20 protein-coding genes, 1 pseudogene and 1 other annotated feature are annotated in these 21,374 nt (G+C 45.1%); of the genes and pseudogenes, 9 read left to right on the forward strand and 12 right to left on the reverse strand.

The genetic code is table 11. The features are described from left to right. Positions 1-321: 321 nt before the first annotated feature. The 4 genes from H5993_RS07215 to H5993_RS07230 form a co-directional block, all read right to left on the reverse strand. A complete protein-coding gene (locus H5993_RS07215) occupies positions 322-1,548 on the reverse strand; it encodes a glycosyltransferase family 2 protein (RefSeq protein ID WP_204776823.1) in 1,227 nt (408 codons plus the stop codon). A 23-nt stretch (positions 1,549-1,571) separates the two neighbouring features. Next, complete coding sequence (locus tag H5993_RS07220) at positions 1,572-1,736, reverse strand: hypothetical protein (protein WP_180871274.1); 165 nt, start codon at positions 1,734-1,736, stop codon at positions 1,572-1,574. Positions 1,737-1,911: 175 nt separating this feature from the next. Further along, positions 1,912-2,142: a PD-(D/E)XK nuclease family transposase gene (locus H5993_RS09730; protein ID WP_180871275.1), complete on the reverse strand. Its 231-nt coding sequence runs from the start codon at positions 2,140-2,142 to the stop codon at positions 1,912-1,914. A 100-nt stretch (positions 2,143-2,242) separates the two neighbouring features. Further along, on the reverse strand, positions 2,243-3,622 hold the full coding sequence (locus tag H5993_RS07230) for an amino acid permease (protein WP_204776825.1): 1,380 nt from the start codon (positions 3,620-3,622) through the stop codon (positions 2,243-2,245). 86 nt (positions 3,623-3,708) lie between these two features. On the opposite strand from H5993_RS07230, the gene mmuM reads away from it, so the two are divergent. Then, positions 3,709-4,632: a homocysteine S-methyltransferase gene (gene mmuM, locus H5993_RS07235; protein ID WP_204776826.1), complete on the forward strand. Its 924-nt coding sequence runs from the start codon at positions 3,709-3,711 to the stop codon at positions 4,630-4,632. Between the two features lie 255 nt (positions 4,633-4,887). Here the strand turns inward: mmuM and H5993_RS07240 are convergent, their stop codons facing one another. From H5993_RS07240 to H5993_RS07250, 3 genes are all read right to left on the reverse strand, one after another. Continuing rightward, complete coding sequence (locus H5993_RS07240; RefSeq protein ID WP_204776840.1) at positions 4,888-5,658, reverse strand: NAD(P)H-dependent oxidoreductase; 771 nt, start codon at positions 5,656-5,658, stop codon at positions 4,888-4,890. Positions 5,659-5,768: 110 nt separating this feature from the next. Continuing rightward, complete coding sequence (locus tag H5993_RS07245) at positions 5,769-6,278, reverse strand: helix-turn-helix transcriptional regulator (RefSeq protein WP_204776827.1); 510 nt, start codon at positions 6,276-6,278, stop codon at positions 5,769-5,771. Between the two features lie 144 nt (positions 6,279-6,422). Beyond that, positions 6,423-6,818 (reverse strand): hypothetical protein, encoded by a 396-nt coding sequence (locus H5993_RS07250; protein WP_180871282.1) that lies wholly within the window; start codon positions 6,816-6,818, stop codon positions 6,423-6,425. 285 nt (positions 6,819-7,103) lie between these two features. Next, positions 7,104-7,341 (forward strand) — a binding site (T-box leader). Between the two features lie 79 nt (positions 7,342-7,420). On the opposite strand from H5993_RS07250, the gene H5993_RS07255 reads away from it, so the two are divergent. From H5993_RS07255 to H5993_RS07270, 4 genes are all read left to right on the forward strand, one after another. Next, positions 7,421-8,272 (forward strand): MetQ/NlpA family ABC transporter substrate-binding protein, encoded by an 852-nt coding sequence (locus H5993_RS07255; protein ID WP_204776828.1) that lies wholly within the window; start codon positions 7,421-7,423, stop codon positions 8,270-8,272. 19 nt (positions 8,273-8,291) lie between these two features. Then, positions 8,292-9,335 (forward strand): methionine ABC transporter ATP-binding protein, encoded by a 1,044-nt coding sequence (locus tag H5993_RS07260; RefSeq protein WP_204776829.1) that lies wholly within the window; start codon positions 8,292-8,294, stop codon positions 9,333-9,335. Then, entirely contained in the window at positions 9,332-10,033 is a 702-nt protein-coding gene (locus H5993_RS07265; protein WP_204776830.1) for a methionine ABC transporter permease, read from the forward strand. Before H5993_RS07260 ends, H5993_RS07265 begins: the two co-directional genes overlap by 4 nt. A 78-nt stretch (positions 10,034-10,111) precedes the next feature. After that, positions 10,112-11,257, forward strand: coding sequence for an ArgE/DapE family deacylase (locus H5993_RS07270; protein WP_204776831.1), 1,146 nt, complete (start codon positions 10,112-10,114; stop codon positions 11,255-11,257). Between the two features lie 539 nt (positions 11,258-11,796). On the opposite strand, the gene H5993_RS07275 is transcribed toward H5993_RS07270, so the two are convergent. From H5993_RS07275 to H5993_RS07285, 4 genes and pseudogenes are all read right to left on the reverse strand, one after another. Continuing rightward, positions 11,797-12,999: a pyridoxal phosphate-dependent aminotransferase gene (locus H5993_RS07275; RefSeq protein ID WP_204776832.1), complete on the reverse strand. Its 1,203-nt coding sequence runs from the start codon at positions 12,997-12,999 to the stop codon at positions 11,797-11,799. Between the two features lie 118 nt (positions 13,000-13,117). Then, positions 13,118-13,531, reverse strand: a complete 414-nt coding sequence (locus H5993_RS09650) for an acyl-CoA thioesterase (RefSeq protein ID WP_338033141.1) — start codon at positions 13,529-13,531, stop codon at positions 13,118-13,120. A gap of 42 nt (positions 13,532-13,573) precedes the next feature. Continuing rightward, positions 13,574-13,936 (reverse strand): annotated as a pseudogene (locus H5993_RS09655) ((deoxy)nucleoside triphosphate pyrophosphohydrolase); the annotation flags it as partial. A gap of 235 nt (positions 13,937-14,171) precedes the next feature. Continuing rightward, positions 14,172-14,354 (reverse strand): hypothetical protein, encoded by a 183-nt coding sequence (locus H5993_RS07285; protein WP_204776834.1) that lies wholly within the window; start codon positions 14,352-14,354, stop codon positions 14,172-14,174. 168 nt (positions 14,355-14,522) lie between these two features. On the opposite strand from H5993_RS07285, the gene H5993_RS07290 reads away from it, so the two are divergent. Both H5993_RS07290 and H5993_RS07295 read left to right on the forward strand, forming a co-directional pair. After that, entirely contained in the window at positions 14,523-15,932 is a 1,410-nt protein-coding gene (locus H5993_RS07290) for a Na+/H+ antiporter NhaC family protein (protein WP_204776835.1), read from the forward strand. A gap of 441 nt (positions 15,933-16,373) precedes the next feature. Beyond that, positions 16,374-18,773 (forward strand): phosphoketolase family protein, encoded by a 2,400-nt coding sequence (locus H5993_RS07295; RefSeq protein WP_204776836.1) that lies wholly within the window; start codon positions 16,374-16,376, stop codon positions 18,771-18,773. Between the two features lie 84 nt (positions 18,774-18,857). Here the strand turns inward: H5993_RS07295 and H5993_RS07300 are convergent, their stop codons facing one another. Beyond that, positions 18,858-19,601, reverse strand: coding sequence for an alpha/beta hydrolase (locus H5993_RS07300; protein ID WP_204776837.1), 744 nt, complete (start codon positions 19,599-19,601; stop codon positions 18,858-18,860). Positions 19,602-19,718: 117 nt separating this feature from the next. On the opposite strand from H5993_RS07300, the gene H5993_RS07305 reads away from it, so the two are divergent. Both H5993_RS07305 and H5993_RS07310 read left to right on the forward strand, forming a co-directional pair. Then, positions 19,719-20,033, forward strand: coding sequence for a heavy metal-binding domain-containing protein (locus tag H5993_RS07305; RefSeq protein ID WP_204776838.1), 315 nt, complete (start codon positions 19,719-19,721; stop codon positions 20,031-20,033). Between the two features lie 177 nt (positions 20,034-20,210). Next, positions 20,211-21,185, forward strand: coding sequence for a GMP reductase (locus H5993_RS07310; RefSeq protein ID WP_204776839.1), 975 nt, complete (start codon positions 20,211-20,213; stop codon positions 21,183-21,185). Positions 21,186-21,374: the final 189 nt, after the last annotated feature.

Raw genomic sequence — 21,374 nt, forward strand, 5'->3', positions numbered from 1 at the left:
AGGCCACCCACGTTGGGCAGCCTAAACTAGACCAATTTAGCCTTAAAAATTCTATCAGTACCAGTTGACGAAGAGCCCGTTTTTAGTAGCCTTGCTAACGTTTATTTTTACCTTTTTAGATTAAATAAAATAGCCGTCCCATACACTTTGGCCAGTTGCGGGACGACTATTTTATAGTCATTTCAATACAAAGCCACCGCCTTTAAAGCGGCTCTTATTACATATTTATAATACCACCTAATTATAAGGAAATGAAAGCTATTTAGATGAATTATATCTTACATGGTAAGGCCAGCCGCTGTTGACAAGTGGCGGGTCTTTTTATCGATCAACGGGTAGCCATTTAGCAGTTTTATCGGCGTTGGTGATAATGCGCTTCATATGGATCAGACAACGGACGAGGGAAAGCCAATCGATGATGTTAATTACGTAGAGAACAAGGTAGGCAAATGGCGCGGTCAACATTAACTTAATGCGCTCCTTCAACTTAAGGTCTTCAGTGATGAAGGTAGCGATCGCAAAGATATAGTAGAGGCCTAAAATTGAGATGACGGTTGCGAAGTCAGCGTAGTGAAGGACAATCCCCATGATCCAAAGCATTAACAAAGGATCAATCAACATGATTAGTTCCTCGAAGAACACTTTAGGTAATTTCCAGAAAGTGAGACTTTTGGTGTATTTGCGGTTCCAATTAAAGATAACTTGGCGATGCTTAAAGAGGGCTTTAAAACGACCATGCTTCCAACGGTAACGTTGCTTGAGGAGTTGGCGAAAATTTTTAACCGGTGGTGTATAAGCGATCACGTCATCGGCATAACCAAATTGCTTTTTTCGGTTACCAAAGTGAGTGATCATTTTCATGGTGAAGTCAATGTCTTCAGTGATCGAATCAGTATCGTAAATGCCGACTTCTAGCATGGCTTTTCGGCGGAAGGTGGAACCAATTCCACCAATAATATATTCGATCCCAAGAATTTCTTCGGCCCCTTTCAGCCGGTAACCGAGAAGATATTCAACCTTTTGTACCCACTCGAGAAAATTGTGGGGTTGGGTAATCCGAACGTTGGCACTCATCCCTATGACGTTAGGGTCATCAAAACGCCGGGCCATTTTTGTTAGGGCATCCTTATTTAGGTAGGAATCGGCATCGAGAACCATTACAAGATCCCCAGTGGCCCAGTTACGGACGGCGGTGTTAATGGCGGTTGATTTTCCTTGATTCGCTTGGTGAACGACTTGGAGTTTAGGATATTTTTGGGCTAAGCGATCGAGAATCGCCCCCGTTTTGTCAGTTGAACCATCATCAACGGCAATCACCTCAAAATTTGAGTAATTTTGCCGGAGGACGGAGACAATGGTTCGGACAATTAACTTTTCCTCATTAAAGGCAGGAATTACCACTGAAAAACGGTGATTGTTTAATGGTGCTTGGCGATCAAGGCTGTTTAGCTGATGGCAGTTCGCAACGATTAAACCGACTAAGATTTGACTAACTGCTAAGATACTAAGAGCTAAAATTACTAAAGCGATGATGACGCTAAGTTTCATTGGCAGGTCCTCCTTTTACTAGCTTAGGTGGATCGCTTCTTTATTTGAACCATGATCAAGGTGACAATGAGAATTAAGAGTAAAATTCCCACGCCGGCGGCAAACATTGTGCTCACTGAGTTACCAACTTGCGGGAGAATGGCAGCGAGGGGAGTTGCTAAAAGACCCTTTGATACGTATGAGTACATATTATTTACCTCCTTGATAAATTGAATTATTTTAAAATTGTGATCACATGATAACGGTATTTTTTGAACGGCATAAGAAGGATTTTATAAGAGAAAGTAAATTGTTGAGCAAGGTTAAAAGAAGATGAACGTTTGGATAACCTTAAACGTTCATCTTTAAAATTTCCGTGTCCATTTACTCCTGATAGAAACAGGCACGATGGATCGTGTTATTGTGATCTTGAACTTGCATTTCGACAGTGAAAATTCGATTTTGATCGTCCCAGAGATACACATCAAATCGAGCCCCACGGATCGACACCGGTCCTTTGATGTGATGTTGACGGGTAATCGACTTAATATGCTCAAGCTCAATTTTCAGTAAGGAGCGGCGGATTAGTTTCAAGCAGATGTCCAGGTTCGCCATGACTGCGCTGAAGGATTTGGGCAAATTTCCCCAAAATATAAAAATGACACTGCACAGATCCACTAGATCTGTCCGGTGTCATTTTGCGAATTTGAGCCAATTAATTTTTAGCTTTGGAATAATGGTCATACCATTGATAACCGAAGTAACAAATTAAGACAAAAGGAATAGTGTAGTAGAGAGCGACCCGTTGGGCTGGATCAAACCAGATTAACAAACATGAGAGGGTACTGGTAATAAAAGCAAACCACGGGACGACTGGGTACCACGGGGTCTTAAACTTTAATTCGCTGACCTGGTGACCTTCCGCTAGCCATTGTTTGCGGAAATTTAATTGGGCGAGGGCGATTGCCATCCAAACAAAAACCACGGCCAAACCAGAAACGGAAACCAGGACTAAGTAGACGGTATCGGCGGCGATCACACTCGAAAGTAAGGCAAGAATTCCTCCCAGCATACTGAGTAACAAAGCAAGAACCGGGATTCCCCGTTGGTTAGTTTTTGCGAGCTTGGCTGGTAAAGTACCTTCGTTAGCTAAGGACCATAGCATCCGGGTTGAAGCGTAAAGGCCAGAATTGGCGGCCGAAACAATTGCCGTTAAGACAACAAAGTTCATCAAGTCACCAGCATAGGGGACGCCTAGGCGGTTAAAAACATAAACGAAGGGGCTTTGGGTCACCCCTGCCTTTTGATAAGGAATTAGGCAAGCCATGACAATCATTGAGCCAACAAAGAAGATGATCAAGCGCCAGAGGGTGGTGTGGATGGCTTGGGGAATCGTTTTTTCCGGCTCCTTAACTTCGCCAGCGGTGATGGCAATGAGTTCAGTTCCAGAAAAGGCAAAATTAACCGTTAGCATCGTGGTAAAAACGCCACCAAAGCCGTTTGGAAAGAGTCCATGTTGATAAAAGTTGGTAAATCCCGGAGCGTGGTGAAGACCATGTACCGGGATGATACCAACGATCGCGAGCGCTCCTAAGATGATAAAGGCAATAATCGCAATAACCTTAACTGCCGCAAACCAAAATTCGCTTTCGGCAAAGATTTTAACTGAGTAAAGGTTAGATAAGGTAATGATAATTATGAGGGCTAAGCTCCAAATCCAGACCGGGACCTGGGGGAACCAGTGTTGCATGATCAGACCAGCGGCCGTAAATTCAGACCCTAAGGCGATGGTCCAGGTCAACCAATATAAAACAGCGACCGTAAACCCAGCTGGGGCATTGATATACTTAGTCGCAAACAGGTGGAAGGCACCAGTGTAAGGCATCGCCACAGAAAGTTCTCCCAAACAAAGCATGACGGCATAAACGATCAACGCCCCAACCGCATAGGCAATGACCGTCCCCAAAGGACCAGCTTCGTGAATTGTATATCCTGAACTAAGGAAGAGTCCGGTCCCGATAACTCCCCCCAGCGAAATCATTTGAACGTGCCGAGCGGCCATCTTACGGGCTAAATGTTTTTGTTTTTCTGCCATAAATCCTACCCCAGATTGCAAATTAATAAAAATTAAGATATGATGAGATCGATTAATTATCTTATCATAATAAAGGGATGGTGTAAATGACGATTCAAGCGCTTTTTAAACAACCCTTAGTGGTTCTCGATGGAGCGATGTCAACCCCGCTAGAGGCAATGGGGGTCGATACGAATAACCCCCTTTGGACAGCGGCAGCCCTCCGGGACCAACCAGGCAAGGTTCAAATGGTCCACCGGAATTACCTCAAGGCCGGAGCTCAATTAAACATTACCAATACTTACCAAGCTAACGTGCCCGCCTTTGTGGAAACGGGTATGACTGAAGGTGAAGCCAAGGACTTAATTCAGCGAGCCGTCCGCTTAGCCCAAGCCGCTCGCGATGATTTCCAAGCGGCAACGGGAAAAGAAACTTACGTTGCCGGATCAGTTGGCCCATATGGGGCATACTTAGCCGATGGGAGTGAATATCGGGGTGACTATGATCTAACCGCGGCTGAATATCAAGCCTTTCACCGGACTCGGATTAAAGAATTAGTGACAGCCGGTGTCGACTGCTTAGCGATCGAAACCCAGCCTAAATTAGCCGAAGTCACAGCGATCTTAAGGATGCTAAAAACCGAATTTCCCCAGACCTTTGCTTACGTTAGCTTTTCCCTTCACGATCCCCAAACAATTAGTGAGGGGACGGCGCTGGCAGACGCAGTGAAAGCCGTAAGCGATTTTGATCAGGTTTTAGCGGTGGGAGTAAACTGTATTCCCCTTGAATGGGTTACTCCAGCGATCAGGACGGTGAAGACCGCCGCAACTAAGCCGATAATTGTTTACCCAAATTCAGGAGCAAAATACGATCCCCAAACCAAAACCTGGGCCAACCCCGACAACGGCCCCGGTTTTGCAGAGCTGGTAGCTGACTGGATTGCAGCGGGAGCCAATATTATTGGTGGTTGTTGTACAACGATGCCAAAGGACATTCAAGCCGTTGCGGATGCAGTGAAGGAAAAACGATAGAAACGAAAAGCGAGAGGCCGGGAAGAAACGCACGTTTCTTCCCGGCCGCTCGCTCATTAGACAGAACTTTACTGGTGCGAAGGCTCCCTCGACTGTTTATCTAGTGCACCTTCATGCAGTGTAGATCGCAACAGCATGCATAATCCCAGCCCAGGGTTCCAGAAATTCCAGAGACTAACCCGGTCCACCTCTCCGGGGCAATTAAGGATACAATGCCTGTAATGAGTGGCGTTTAAAATTTAATTTCCCGGGAAATTACTTCCGCGCATGTAAACGGACAGTTAGTAAGTGTAAGATCGTGGCTAACAAGACAAAGAAAATCACTACAAAGGAAAGGTAGGTCCACCAAAAACCCGAAACGGGAACTAAGTGGCTTAACCCAACTTGAATGCCCATGGTAATTAAGGTCATGATCGCGACAATCGCAAAAAGTTCAAAGTACCGCTTCACGGTTTGATCATCCTTTCTTTGACTTTGATTAATCTTTTCACTGAGCTTTTTTAAACGGTTAATTTTCTTTTCAGAGAGGCCTTGACCTTCATGATCCCAAGTGCCAGCTTGAACGGCTTCGCCAAGCTTAATTAGGCCAGCAGTACTGAGAACCTTGTCCACGGTTTGGAAAGTCGGATCAGTCGCCGGACTGAAGAAGTTGGCCCACGCCTGCTTATAACAAGAAGTCAAAGTAACGTAATGCTTATTTTTAAAGCGTCCCGGATGCATCCCACCCCGGTGATCAATGCGAACGAGATAGTGCCGTAAGATATCAAAGAACTGTTTTAAGGTCCCGCTTTCGTGGCCCCAGTAAGTTGGGGTGGCGATTACCCAAACGTCACTTTTAATCAAAAGCTGAATGAGCTTACCAAGATCGCGGTTGGGGTGTTTAGGCCCAGCGGGATGGAGATTATAGTCATTTAGGTTGATCGTAATTGCCGTATTTGGGGCTTTAATATTATCCATTACCGTCGCTAACATTTGCGCCGTAATGCCATCTGGATTAGTACCAGCAAAAATTCCTAAAACTTGAATACGATCACAACCTTCTTAATTAAGTTAAATCCACTATACCATAGATTGAAAAACCCGATTAAGTTTACCTTATGAGAATTAATATTATCGTTGATAACTATCAATTTAAGCTAAGAATGGCGTTTCCGTTTATTCTTATCAAGATGAAGTTTGGTAAGAGGGTATTTTTGGTCTAATTTGGGATTAATGTAATTGGTGATTAGGAGCTGTTTGATGGGAAACATCAAAATCCAACCAACAAACCAAAGTGCACCGAAAACGTCAACTAGAATATCATTGGGGAGTAGTTGCAACCCGATGCCCCATAAGAACATGATGCCAATCCAGCAACCAATGAAAGCGATGTTATAGCCTTTGAATTCTTGACGTCGTGTCGCCAATTGATAGTCTAATTGAGTTTGGGCTCCGGCAACTTTGAATTCTTGGTCAGGATCCTTGGTGATAAAGAGATCCGTTAAGGAAACATTGAGAGCACTTGCCAGGAGGTTCATTGTATCGATGCTACCATCATTACCAGCTTCTAAGCGTTGAATCGTACGAACGGAAACACCACTTTTTTCAGCAAGAGCTTCTTGGGAGAGACCGTTTTTTGTGCGAATCAATTTAAGTTTGTTTTCCATTTTGGATACCTCCTGAAAGGTTAACGATTTGTTGGATATATTGTAACGTATTCGCTAAACAAGACCACGTCAGCCACGCGACACTTATCCGTCAAAAAAGCGCCAGGGATGACGGGATCATCGCCTGGCGCTTTTTATCAAGATTTATTTTTCTTTAAGATATTTACTGCGGATTAGTAATTCTCGGGATTGCTGGTCCATTGGCCGGTACCCCTTCGTAAAGAGGTGACGGAAATACATCATATTGTAGATGAAGGTAAATAAGACGGCCGGCCACGGGAAAGTTAAGAGGGCCCCAAGGTGAAACAGCAAGGCAAAGAGGACGTAAATCGCATCCCAAACTAGCATCAAAGCAAAGTTATACCAGTCACCCCGGAAAATTGCCGGAAGGGGGCCAAACCAAAAGGTGGTCCAAGAAATCCCCACCTTGGCAATCCGAATATCGCCCGCATCGTTGATTACCTTCGCGTAATTCGGTGGAACGGGAAGATTCTTTAAGAAATCTTGGTTGTTATTTTGATTACCAAATGGGTTTTGCACTGGTCGGCCTCCTTAATTAAACGTATTTGTAACTAATTAAGTGTAACATAGGTTCGGGGGTGGGGGCGAGTAATCTTCCTTAATGGAAAAAACAGGTTATCGTTTGGTCAACAAGAGCAGATTGGTCAAGGCCTTTTAGCGCTTCTTGGAGTTGAAAATGAGGAAATGTCGAGGTTAATTATCGTTATTTCTAAACCGTTTTACCAATTTTTTGAAAGAAAAATTAAGAAAAGTGTTGACGAAGATTAGAAAACAATGATAATATTTTGACAATCAAATGAGCGAGAAAACATTTAGAAAAGCAGAGTAACTAATAGCGGTTATCACAGAGAGCTCTTGGCTGGTGAAAAAGGGTTAACCAAAGTTGGTGAAGATGGGCTTGGAATGGCACTGGCGATTCATTAGTCAGTGACGGGTTTGCACCCGTTACCAATGCAGGGTTATTCAAAAGAGTAACTCAGTGAGATTTCACCTGTGAGGGTGGAATGAATCTAAGGTGGTAACACGAGCAATCGTCCTTAATCGATGGAAACTTCGGTTAAGGGCGATTTTTTGTTTATTCGCTCAAATTGTCAGGATGAAAAAGAAAGGGAGTAGTAATTATGCGGAAGAAGAAACAAAAGCGGTTGATTATTTGGTTAGTGGTAGCAATTGTTGTGGTGGTGGGCGCGATCTTTAGTTTTGGTCACGCCGGACAAAAACAAAATAAGACGGTAACCGTCGGGCTAGTTAGTCCAAGTAACGCGGATGAAAAGATTTGGAATCAAGTTGCCAAGACGGCCAAAGATAAGTACGGGGTTACGGTTAAGACCAAGACCTTTACGGATTATACCCAACCCAATAAGGCCTTAGCTAATGGTTCAATTGATTTGAACGCCTTCCAACACTATGCTTTCTTAAATGCTTGGAATAAGGCTAATAAGGGAAGCTTAGTTGCCATTGGTAAGACTTTCATCACCCCAATTCACCTGTACTCAAATAAGTACAAGAGCCTCAAGGATTTACCTGATGGCGCAACCATTGCGGTGCCAAACGATACTTCGAACGAAAGTCGGGCCCTCTTCGTGCTAAAGAATGCGGGCTTAATTACCTTAAAGAAGTCGGCGGGGACCTTAGCAACGGTTGCTGATATCAAGAGTAACCCGCACAACTTGAAGATTAAGGAATTGGCGGCCGAACAAACAGCCCGGTCCCTTGATGATGTTGATGCCGCAGTGGTAAATACGAACTACGCGGTAGCAGCCAAGTTATCTGATAACAAGATTCTTTACACGGAACCAGTTAACAAGGATTCTAAGCAATGGATTAACCTCATTGCGGCGAACAAGAAGGATCAAAACAAGGAAGCTTACCAGGACGTGGTAAAGGCTTACCAAACAACGCAAGTTAAGCACTTAATCCAAAAGTACTACGGCGATAAGGAAATCGCTGCTTGGGATTTGAAGTTAAAGTAATTTACACGGAGGGATAACTATGTCACACATCATTGATTTGGATCACGTTTCGGTAACTTTCGGTGATCTCCACGCCGTTTCAGACGTGACCATCAAGGTCGATAAGGGCGATGTCTACGGGGTCGTTGGTTATTCTGGAGCAGGTAAATCCACCTTGGTGCGGACAATTAACCTCCTCCAGTTACCAACTAGCGGAACGATTGAAATTGCGGGGACGACCTTCTTTAAGGACGGGGTCGCGCAAATTTCGGGTAAGGAATTACAAGCTAAGCGACGGAATATCGGGATGATTTTCCAACATTTTAACCTCTTAAACGAAACAACGGTGATCGAAAATGTCGCCTTTGCCTTAAAGCACAGTGACCTGGACGATGACGCCATTGAAAAGAAGTGCTATGAACTCTTAGATTTAGTGGGCCTTAAGGACAAGGCCGAAAATTATCCGGTCCAACTCTCTGGTGGGGAACAACAACGGGTCGCCATTGCGCGGGCCTTGGCTAACGATCCGGAAATCTTAATTTCTGATGAAGCTACCTCAGCCCTGGACCCGCAAAACACCAACCAAATTTTGGACCTCTTAAAGCGGCTAAATAAGCAACTCGGCTTAACGATTATCCTAATTACTCACGAAATGGATGCGGTTAAGAAGGTCGCTAATAAGATTGCTGTCATGGAACACGGTAAGGTAGTTGAACAAGGTAACCTTCGGGACGTCTACCTCCGGCCAAAAGCCGAGTTAACCCGGCAGTTCGTGGGGGGCTCCTTAGCAGCGGCCGATACTTTGCGGTCCTTTAACTTGGGAGAATTAAGCGATAATGAACAACTTTACCAAGTAGTCTTTAGTGCTGCTAACGTTACCAAGTCAATCATCCTCGAACTATACAAACAAGTGGGCGTTGATGTTTCGATGCTTTATGGAAACATTGAAGTGTTAGGGGATGAGCCAGTTGGGACGATGTTTATCCTAGTTACTGGGACTCCAGCACAACAAGCTAAAGTTACAAAGTTATTAAAGAGTTTTAACGTCGAAGTTAGTCCGGTTGATGGAGGAATCTTAGCATGAGTGAGTTAATTTCAAAATATTTACCAAACGTTGCCAGCCTGGGCTGGACTGGTGACAGCGGATGGGGCACGGCAATTTTTCAAACGATTTTTATGACCTTCTGGCCAGCGGTTGTTGGTGGGATTTTAGGATTAGTCTTTGGTCTGACCTTGGTGTTAACCAAAGAAGGGGGAATCTTAGCTAACCGGGTCTGGTTTAATATCTGCGATAAGATTGTTTCCTTCTTTCGGGCAATTCCCTTCATTATTTTGTTAGCCTTCATCGCGCCCTTCACCCAATTAATTGTGGGGACCCAAATTGGGACAACGGCGGCCTTAGTTCCGCTTTCTTTAGGGGTTTTCCCCTTCTTTGCCCGGCAAGTTGAAGTGGCTTTAGAAAGTGTTGACCGGGGGAAGATTGAAGCCGCGCAAGCTCTTGGTTCTACCAATTGGGACATCATCTTTGATGTTTATCTAAGTGAAGCCCGGGCGGAATTAGTGCGGGTTTCAACGGTAACTTTGATTAGTTTAATTGGTTTAACTGCTATGGCTGGGGCCATTGGGGCTGGTGGCCTTGGGAACACAGCAATTGCTTACGGCTACAACCGGTTTAACAACGATGTGACGGTAGTAGCCACCCTCTTAGTTTTAATTCTTGTCTTGATCGTTCAATTGGTCGGGGACTGGTTAGCTAAGAAGTTGAATCACCAAGTTCGCTAGGTACCATAGAAAGCCGGCAGGTAGGCGGGAGAAAACTGAAAAAATTCCTACCCTCTACTATTATTAAGGGGGATCATTATGAAAAAGAGCACAAAATTAAAGATTTTAACGGACCTAATTGCCATACCAACGGTTAATCAAAATGAAGTGGCCGTTGCTAATTACCTTCAGCATTTATTCCAAGCACATGGTCTTACCGCCACCGTTGATGAATTTGCGCCGGGACGAGCAAATTTGATTTTAGAGCTTGGCACCGGTGACCATGTCCTGGGGATAACGGGGCATATGGATACCGTGGCCGTTGGTGACGAGACGGCTTGGCATTACCCACCGTTTGCAGCAACGGTTGACGGTGACCGGATTTACGGGCGCGGGGCTGCTGATATGAAAAGCGGTTTGGCCGCGCAAGCAATTGCCTTAATCGAGTTATATGAAGCCGGGAAAATCTCAGGACACCTTCGCTTTCTCGCAACGGCTGGTGAAGAATTTGGCACGCCGGGTGCCAATCGGCTCTTGAAACAAGGAACTGCCAACGATCTTGATGCGCTATTGGTTGGAGAAGCAACCGGTGGGGATGTTGTTTATGCCCATGCCGGAAGCATTAACTACCGTTTGATAAGCATTGGTAAAGCAGCGCACTCATCAACACCCGAAGCAGGGGTAAATGCCCTGACGCCGTTGGTTAAATTTTATCAGGAAGAAGCTAGGCTCTTTCAAGATTTACCGCAAGATCCAATTTTGGGGACGGTTAAACATAGTGTAACTGTAATCAAGGGTGGCGATCAGGTTAACTCGATTCCTGCTCAAGCAGAGTTGATGGGGAATGTCCGACCGACCAAGGTAGTCCCAAATAGCCAAGTGATTCAGCGGTTACAGCAGTTGGTAACCCAATTAAAGAATGATTTCCCAGGAAATAACCTGGAATTGACCATTATTCATGACTTCTATCCGGTAGGAACGGCCCCGCAAGACGAGTTTATCCAAACGGTCCTAAAGGCAAGTCAGCAATGCTTTGGAAAGCTTGATAAGCGGTCGGTTCCCAAAGTACGCACGATTAATGGGGCAACTGATGCTAGTGTTTTCACTAAAGCTAGGCCCAGCTTACCGGTGGCTGTTTTAGGGCCGGATGCCTGGGAAAGCTCCCACCAAGTTGATGAGTGGACGACGATTAGTTCCTATTTAGCAACGATTGAGGCCTATAAGCAGATTATCAGCACTTGGTGAAAAACCAAGCGCTGACAAAAGAATAGCGAGGTTGGAAAAAAGCTCCTTGACGGCCTGGTTGGGATAAGAAGGACGAAGGTTGATTCATTAGAATCGACCTTTCGTTCGCACTTATCCGCTAAGGCCGTGCTTTTTGACCTTAGTTACTGAGTAACATTCGGAGATGACAAAGAGGGTGGGAAGAAACTTGAGTTTCTTCCCACCCTCGCTTTATTTATGCGATGCCAGCCTTGCTTATCTTCGCAGCACCCTTCCAATCACGATTCAAAAAGCCACGAAGAATAGTGTCGTTTCTTCGTGGCTATATTTGACTGGTCAGGATTTATAAATTCCCGTGTGCTAAGGTATTAATTGGTGTCTAATAGAAAGAGTAACATGAACAAACTAAGTAATAGAAGTAGACTTACTTAGCAGTATCCAAATGGGAGTAAGGAATTAAGTTCTCTTAAAAATTTGCACAACCAGCCCAATAACCATAGTATAGCATCCTGGCTGTTCATTTGTAATAAGAAAATCAGCGAAAATGGTTAGGGCTAAACCTAATTTAGCTTGGTGCCTGTTTGGTGATCAGAAATAAAGTTTTGTAGCCGTTGGATGGCAGTCTTAAGCGTCGTTAAGTCCGTTCCGTAACTCAAGCGTACGTGGCCGTCCATACCAAAGGCTTTTCCGGGAACCAGGGCGACATGAGCTTCTTGTAAGACAGCAGCGACGAAGTCATCAGTGGAGGTAAATCCAGTTGCCGACACGGCTGCACTAACATCAGGAAAAAGGTAGAAAGCCCCGCTTGGTTTATTGACTAATGAAATACCCGGTAAGGCATTAATTAATGGAAAGATTGTATTTAACCGTTCTTCATAGACTTGGCGCATCTCTTCAACACAAGTTTGATCACCAGTGATTGCTGCTAAGGCCGCATATTGACTAGCGGCGTTTAGGTTCCCAGTGGTGTTACCGATGAAGTTGCCGAGGCGTTGAATTAACGCTTCATTAGCGATCACGTAACCGACCCGCCACCCCGTCATAGCGTAGGCCTTGGAGAAGCCGTTCACCAGAATCGTGTGCTCTTTGATTGCTGGGGTCAAGTCTAAGAGGGAGGTGAACTGGGTGCCGTTGTAGACTAAGGCCCCATACATATCATCCGTAATGATTGTTAAGTCTTTGGCAACTGCCCATTCCCCAATTGCGAGCAGTTCATCCTTGGAGTAGACCTCACCGGTTGGGTTGTTTGGTGAATTAAGGATGAGGACTTTAGTTTTGGGAGTCCAAGCAGCTGCTAGTTCAGCCGGGGTAACTTTTAACTGCCCGGCTTGTGGTTTAGCAAAGACTGGTACACCGCCAGCTAATTTAACCTGTTCGGAATAGCTAACCCAAGCGGGGAGGGGGATGAGGACCTCATCACCTGGATTAAGCAACACTTGGCTGAGTGCATACAGGGCAAACTTTCCTCCCACCGTCACTACCACGTTTTTAGCAGTAAAGTTGGTCCCGTGTTGCTGGTTATTGAAATTAGCGACCGCTTCCCGGAGGGGGAAAATTCCCGTTGCTGCGGTGTAAGAGTCGGCTTGGTTATCGGCGATGGCCTTGATTGCCGCTTGATGAATGTGAGTAGGGGTATTGAAATCCGGTTCCCCAACGGTAAGGTTCAAAACATCAATTCCTTGGGCTTGCATTGCCTTCGCCTTCGCTGATAAGGCAAGCGTTGCTGATGGCTGGACGTTTAAAATACGCTGTGAAAACTGCATGTTAAGATCCCCTTTGGTGAATGATTAGTGTTAAACTAGGGAAATTGTACCATGATTAGTAATTATTTTGCGATGCTTTGCTTAAAAATAATGATAAGAATTGCAAAAAGACGAATAATCAGGCGGGGAATTTAGCTAGGGTTTGGTAGAGTTCGGGGAGCTCACGGTCAATCCGGAGTAAGCGTCCATCCTTAGTAAAACAATGTTCTGATTCACCTAAGCAAACGAGACTCCCTTCGCAGGTCATTTCATAGCCTAAGGTTAATTTAACACGGTCTAGGTGCTTAACGGTTAATTTGATGTCGACTTGATCACCAAAAGTGGTGGATTGCTTATAACGACAATTAACACTGACAACCGGAGAGATGATCCCAGTCTGTTCTAATTGTCCATAATCCCAGCCGATTGCCGCAAAAAAGCGGGTTCGGGATTCTTCCATCCACCGGATGTAGTTAGAATGGTGGCTAATCCCCATCCGGTCAGTTTCGTAGTATTCAACTTGATGGGTATAGAACTGGGCAGGATTTTCAATTTGAATGTGGGCTAAATCAACCTCAGCGAGTTTAGCTAAAACGGGCCTGGCAGCCGGGAGCCAGTTGAGTTCCGCTAATTCATTTGGGGTCCCCCAGCGAAGTTCAGTGTGGGCATTGGTTTTAAGTTGGTGATTCGTTAAGCGAGCATAGAAGACTTGCATGTGAACTTCGCCCCATGGGTATTGATGGACGACAGTCGGGAGAACTCGTTCGCCAATGATCGAATTACTACCAAGTTCTTCTGCTAGTTCGCGTTGGAGCGACACCCGCGGATCTTCACCAGCTTGAATTTTCCCCCCAGGTAATTCCCAGGCTCCGGAACCTAAGCGGCCCCCTTCGCGTTGCCCAGCCAAAATCTGATCATCCTTAATAATGACTGCGGCCGCCACGTTAATTTGCTTCATGATAAAAGCCTTCTTTCGTTGATTTTCTTTAGAATACCAGAAAATTGGTCGAGGTGATCAAGTTAAGATAGATTACTTTTGAAAAGGTCGAAGAACAAAATATCACTTAAAATAAGTAAATGCTTTTAAGATTAATTAAATTAGGATGATTAGTATTAAATTAAAAATTACTAATTCTTCTGGTTGACTACTAGGTAAAACCGTGGTTAAATAACAACAACTTAATTAAATTTTTCTAATGATTCCGTGGAGCCAAGTAGGAGTTTCGTTCCCTGGCCAAGAGAGTTGGTGGTGCTGAGAACCAACGTAAAGCGTAACTGCGAATTACACTCCATCCCAATAAAGAATCGCGGTTGGCCGCTGTATTGGCTGAGAGGTATGGGTAACCATGCGAAGCTGGGTGGTACCACGGAATCATTCGTCCCTCATCTGAGTAATTCAGGTGAGGGATTTTTTTATTAAAACGAAAAAGAGAGGGGTAATTTATATGCAAAAGGAGTGTTGGGTCGAACAAATTAGTGGTCAAGATCGATATTATTACGGGGAATAATTGGCGGTCATAGATTACTAAAAGGAGAGAAATACGATGCGTAAGTTAAAAAATCGGGTTGAACCCGTCTTTAGTTTCACGGAAAGTGTCATTGTTTTAATTGCTATTTTAAGTTTGTTAGGTTTTCTAATCATCGTCGAACACCAAGAGCCACAAGCACCATTGTTAATCGCCTTTGTCCTCCTAATGCTTTACGGCCGGATACGGGGCTTTAAGTGGTCGACGATAATGGACGGAATGCGGACGGGGCTCCGGGCAGGGGTTGATCCACTGGTGATTTTTCTGACGATTGGGGTTTTGATTGCCACTTGGATTTTCTCTGGGACGATTCCAACTATTATGTACTTTGGCTTTAAGATCATTTCAGTGCAATTCTTTTTACCAACGGTTTTTCTGGTTTGTACCTTAGTTGCCATTGCTTGTGGGAGTTCCTTCACCAGTGTTTCTACGATGGGAATTGCCTTTATTGGGATTGCGGCTACGCTGCACATTAACCTTGGTTTAGCAGCCGGGGCAATTGTCTCAGGGGCCTTCTGTGGGTCCAATATTTCTCCGCTTTCGGGGACGACAAACTTGGCGGCCTCAACCGGCCAAATTGATATCTACCGTCACATTCGGGCGTTGCTTTGGACGGATTTGCCGGCCTGGGCCATCTCCTTGATTTTCTTTACGGTGACTGGCTTGAATTCGAAGACGGCAAGCCTGGCTGCCATTCATAAGATGATGCAGGGCTTAAAGCAAGGTTTCTGGATTTCCCCAATTACCTTATTACCAGTCTTACTTTTGATTATTTTAGCCTTCTTTAAGGTTCCCGCCATTCCTTCCTTAGGGCTAGGAGCGATGTTTGCGATTGCCCTAGGTTGGTTCCACGACCCAACGACGACGATCGGCAAGATTAGTAACTTAATTATGAATGGCTACGTCGCCCATACGCCAAACAAGACGATCAACGTTTTGCTTTCCAAGGGCGGAATTAGTAGTATGTTAACTTCGGAAGCTTTGATTATCTTTGCGCTAACCCTTGGCGGGCTCTTGATTAAGTTTAAGATCATTAGTATTATCATCGAATTAATTGAAGCTAAAGTTAAGGGGGCCGGTGGTTTGACGGTCGCAACGGCTTTGACTTGTATTGGGGTGAATCTCTTAGTTGGAGAACACTACCTAGCCATTATCCTACCCGGGGAATCCTTTAAGGCAGCCTTTGATCACCACAACTTACCCCGGCAATGTATGACGCGGATCTTAAATGATGCCGGAGCAGCTGTTAACGCCATTGTTCCTTGGAGTGTTTCGGGGGTCTTTATTGCCACAACCTTACAAGTTTCGACAGTAGCTTACATCCCGTTCGCTGTTTTTCCAACAATTGTGACGATCGCTTGCATTATTGCTGGTTTCTCCACCCGAGCTAGTCAAGCGACTCGGAAAGCGGAATTGGTGGTGAATTAAAAGACTTTGTCAACTTGTTTGGTGTCCGTGAGCCCAACTTTTTTCTTACGATTAATCAAGCGTAGGGTTATTGAAACGGTATCGTTCATGGTGCTTGACGGGCTGGTTGAAATAAGAAGAACGAAGGTTGATTCATTAGAATCGGCCTCGTTTTTCTTTTTTTATAAAAATTAAAATTCTCCAAAAATCCGTAAAAATTTTGAGCAAAAAGCTTTGGTAAACCGCTTTCCTTCGGTAAAATGAAGGAGTTGATAGAGGCGCTAAGGGTTGATCTGATCGCATTTTGATAAGCGTTAACCAAATTGGACCGTATCAATTTTCGAAAAGGTTGACTTTTTGGCGAAATGCTTTATCATGATAATCGTAAATTGCTTGAGATTTACGATGCGTTAAAGTCAAACACGTAGTTATTTCTTTACACAAAAAGGAGTGTTAAATTAAATGGCAGTAGATTACGATTCCAAGGCATACTTGGAAAATGTTGATGCTTACTGGCGCGCTGCTAACTACCTTTCAGTTGGTACGCTTTTCTTGATGCACAACCCATTGTTGCGTCGGGAATTAAAGGCTGAAGACGTTAAGCCTAAGCCAATTGGTCACTGGGGTACGATCGTTCCTCAAAACTTCATTTACGCCCACTTAAACCGGGTTATCAAGAAGTACGGGGTTAAGATGTTCTACATCGAAGGTTCTGGTCACGGTGGTCAAGTTATGGTTAACAACTCATACCTTGACGGTTCATACACTGAAATCTACCCAGAAATCACCCAAGATGAAGAAGGGATGGCAAAGCTCTTCAAGCACTTCTCCTTCCCAGGTGGAACTGCTTCACACGCTGCTCCTGAAACTCCAGGTTCCCTTCACGAAGGTGGGGAATTAGGTTACGCCCTTTCTCATGGTGTTGGGGCTATCTTGGACAACCCTGACCAAATCGCCGCTGTTGAAATCGGTGACGGGGAATTCGAAACTGGTCCATTGGCTGCTTCATGGTTCTCTAACCGCTTCATCAACCCAGTTACTGACGGGGCTGTATTGCCAATCGTTCAAGTTAACGGGTTCAAGATTTCTAACCCAACGATGATTTCTCGGATGAGCGACGAAGAAGTTACTAAGTACTTCGAAGGTCTTGGCTGGAAGCCTTACTTCGTTTCTGCTTACAAGGACGGCGAATTTGATGGTCTTAAGGACCACATGGAAGTCCACGAAGAAATGGCTAAGGTGATGGACACTGCCATCGAAGAAATCCAAGCAATCCAAAAGAACGCTCGTGAAAACAACGATGGTTCAATGGCTCAATGGCCAGTGATCGTCTTCCGGGTACCTAAGGGTTGGACTGGTCCTACGAAGGATCTTGATGGTAACCCAATCGAAAACTCATTCCGTGCTCACCAAATTCCTATTCCGGTTGCCCAAGATGCAATGGAACACAAGGACATGTTGGTAGACTGGATGAAGTCTTACAAGCCAGAAGAACTCTTCGATGAAAATGGTTACCCAGTTGACGCTGTGCGGGCAAACGTACCAGCTGCTGATATGCGGATGGCTATGAACCCTGAAACCAACGCCGGGGCTAACCAAAAGGCTCTTCGGATGCCAAATTACCGTGACTTTGCGGTTGACGTAAAGGATCACGGTACTGAAAAGCACCAAGACATGATCGAATGGGGTAAGTACATCGCTAAGATGATGGAACTCAACCCTAACAACTTCCGTGGGTTCGGTCCTGACGAATCCAAGTCTAACCGGCTTTACGCAGCGCTTGATACTGCAAAGCGGACTTGGACGACTTCTGTTCATGAACCAAACGATGAAGACTTGGCTGCAAATGGTCGGATCATTGACTCACAACTTTCCGAACACCAAGCTGAAGGATTCCTTGAAGGTTACACTTTGACTGGTCGTCACGGTTACTTTGCAACCTACGAATCATTCGGTCGGGTGGTTGACTCCATGCTTACGCAACACATGAAGTGGATGCGGAAGGCTAAGGAACAATACTGGCGGAATGACTACCCAGCATTGACGTTCGTTGATACTTCAACGGTCTTCCAACAAGACCACAACGGTTACACTCACCAAGATCCAGGTCTGTTGACGCACCTTTACGAAAAGGAACGTCCAGACATGATCGGTGAATACTTGCCAGCTGACACCAACACGCTTTTGGCAGTTTCTGACAAGATCTTCCGTGAAAAGGAAAAGATCAACGTGCTTGTTACTTCCAAGCACCCACGGCTTCAATGGTTCTCCATTGACGAAGCTACTGAATTGGTAGCTAACGGTCTTGGCTACGTTGACTGGGCTTCTACTGACCAAGGTGCTGAACCAGATGTTGTCTTTGCAGCTGCTGGTACTGAACCTACTGAAGAAGTCTTCGCGGCAGTTGAATTATTGCACGATGCCTTCCCAGAATTGAAGATCCGGGTTATCAACGTGGTTGACGTTATGAAGTTGATGACGCTTGACAAGAACCCTAACGGGATGTCTGATGAAGAATTTGACCGTTACTTCACTGCGGACAAGCCAGTTGTCTTTGCATGGCACGGTTTCCGTGACATGATGCAAAGTCTCTTCTTCCCACGTCACAACCGCAACGTTCACATTCACAGCTACATCGAAAACGGGGACATCACGACTCCATTTGACATGCGGGTATTGAACGAACTTGACCGGTACCACTTGGCTAAGGACGCAATCCTTAACATTAAGGGTTACGAACAAAAGGGTGCTGCCTTCGCTCAAAAGATGGATGACATGGTTGCAAAGCACAACCACTACATCCGGACTGAAGGTAAGGACATGCCAGAAGTTGAAGAATGGTCCTGGAAGGGTCTTAAGTAATAACTACTGACAAACGCGTCATAAATAACTAATAAAAGGGCTCTGCGCTGGATGGCGCAGGCCCTTTTAGTGTACATATATATATTATTTTAAGAATTCAGCGACCGTTTGCATTACCATTGGTAATTTTGGCCCTTCTAATCGATGACGCTCACCTTCGATGAGGTAGAGTTTACTGTTCGGTAAGATTACGTTGTATTTTCGGGAAGCTTCTGGCGAAACAATGTCATCAGCCAAACCGTGAATAATTAAGGCCGGGCCAGCGAAATGTTGGGCCGTTTCGTAAATCGGTAATAGCTGCGCCGTCCGGAAATATTGGCCGCTGACGATCCGGTCGTGGACGGGAACCGTTAATGGAATATGATTAGGATCATAGGTGCTCCCTTGGCAAATTCCTTGGAGGGCGTCATCCTTGAGCGTAGCGGCGGGGGCTAATAAAACGAGCCTCTTAATGATATCGCGGTAGTAACCCGCAATCATTGAGGCGACAACCCCACCTTGAGAGTGACCAACTAAAGTAATCGCTTTTGCCCCAAGGGTGGTCCGGGCGTAGTCAACGATGGCCATTCCATCTAACAGTTCTCCTAGGACTGTCATTTCCTGATACTTACCATCGCTGGCGCCACAACCTGCGAAATCAAAGCGTAAGGTTGGAATCCCGACTTGATTTAAGTAGTGGGAAAGGTCATAAAGGAGCTCACCTTTTTCGCGACCGCGGTTTCCTTGAAAACCGTGCATTAGAATCGCAATTTTTTTGTTTTGTAAGCGGTCCGTGCCTTCAAGGACACCCCGGAGGGTCAGACCTTCCCGTGTTACAGTTACATCCATTCTTTTCACCTCAACTAAAGTGTTGTCTCTATTGTACCTTAAAATTAATTGACACCGTTATCCTTAACAAGGGATAATTAATTAAAGCGTTATGCAAGGTCGAAAGGAGTAAATATAATGTTAATTACTACGACAGAACGGATTCCTGGCCATGAATATGAAGTCCTTGGTGAAGTTTTTGGGGTTACCACCCAGTCCCGAAATGTCGTCAGCGATATTGGGGCCGGTTTAAAGAATATCGTCGGCGGTGAAGTCCGCGGTTACACGAAGATGCTACAAGCTTCCCGGGAGAAAGCGATTGAACGGATGCAAGCAGAAGCCAAAGCTAAGGGGGCAGACGCCGTGGTGATGATGCGCTTTGATTCTGGCTCAATTGCGAGTGATATGCAGTCAGTGGTAGCTTACGGAACTGCGGTGAAATTTACTAATTAATTGTTCGGAAATTTTGAATAACCAGGATAGAAAGTAATCTTTCTTGCTGGTTATTTTTTATACTGAAAACAATCCTTAAATGACAATTTAAAAACATTCGGATTTTCCTTGACTAAGCTTAGATTTCTGGTATAGTATCCTTTGGTTTGTTGCTTAGAACCGAAAGGTGGTTAATTTATGCCAACATTTGATTACGATGATATCCAACTAATTCCTAACAAGTGCATTATCAAAAGTCGGAAGGAAGCTGATCCGAGTGTCCAATTTGGCCCCCGGCGCTTCAAGATTCCGGTGGTACCCGCTAACATGGCCAGTGTGATTGATGCGAACTTAGCGGAATGGTTAGCGGCCAATGACTACTACTACGTCATGCACCGTTTTAATCCGACAACCCGGGCGGACTTTATTGCGCGGATGCACAAAAAGGGCCTATTTGCCTCGATTTCCGTTGGGATTAAGGATGCGGAGTATGAGTTTATTGACCAACTGAAGGCTAAGCAACTGGTACCAGAATACATTACGATTGATGTGGCTCACGGGCACTCGGATTTCGTGATCCAAATGATTAAGTACATCAAAAAGCAATTACCAACGGCTTTCTTAACCGCTGGTAACGTTGCTACTCCAGAAGCGGTGCGTGATCTTGAAAATGCTGGGGCCGATGCGACGAAGGTGGGAGTCGGTCCGGGGAAAGCCTGCATCACGAAGTTAAAGACCGGTTTTGGGACCGGCGGGTGGCAACTAGATGCCTTGCGTTTATGTAGTAAAACGGCCCGCAAACCTTTAATCGCCGACGGGGGAATCCGCCACAATGGTGATATTGCTAAATCGGTCCGCTTTGGGGCTAGTATGGTAATGATTGGCTCGCTATTAGCAGGTCATCAAGAATCACCAGGTCACATCATTACGATTGATGGGAAGCAATACAAACAGTATTGGGGCTCGGCTTCTGAAGTCCAAAAGGGGGCTTATCGGAACGTGGAAGGTAAACAAATGTTGGTGCCATACCGAGGCTCAATTAAGGACACCCTCCAAGAAATGGAAGAGGACCTGCAGTCCTCAATCTCCTACGCCGGCGGCCGGGACCTAGAGTCCTTAACAAAGGTTGACTATGTGGTGGTTAAGAATTCGATTATGAATGGTGATTATTAATTAAACAACCTAAGATTAGTTCAGGATGAATTTTACCATCCTGGACTTTTTTATTACCCTAAAGATAGAGCTAAGGTCGTCCATAACCTCAGGGACTGCGAGTCCGTATCATAAAATGACCTCCGCTATCTTTGCTTTGATATTTTGATTTTCAGGTTGTGGGACTACGAGTTCGAGTATAGGAAATGA

Origin of the sequence: Limosilactobacillus alvi, assembly GCF_016900115.1 — a bacterium.
Taxonomy (GTDB): Bacteria; Bacillota; Bacilli; order Lactobacillales; family Lactobacillaceae; genus Limosilactobacillus; species Limosilactobacillus alvi.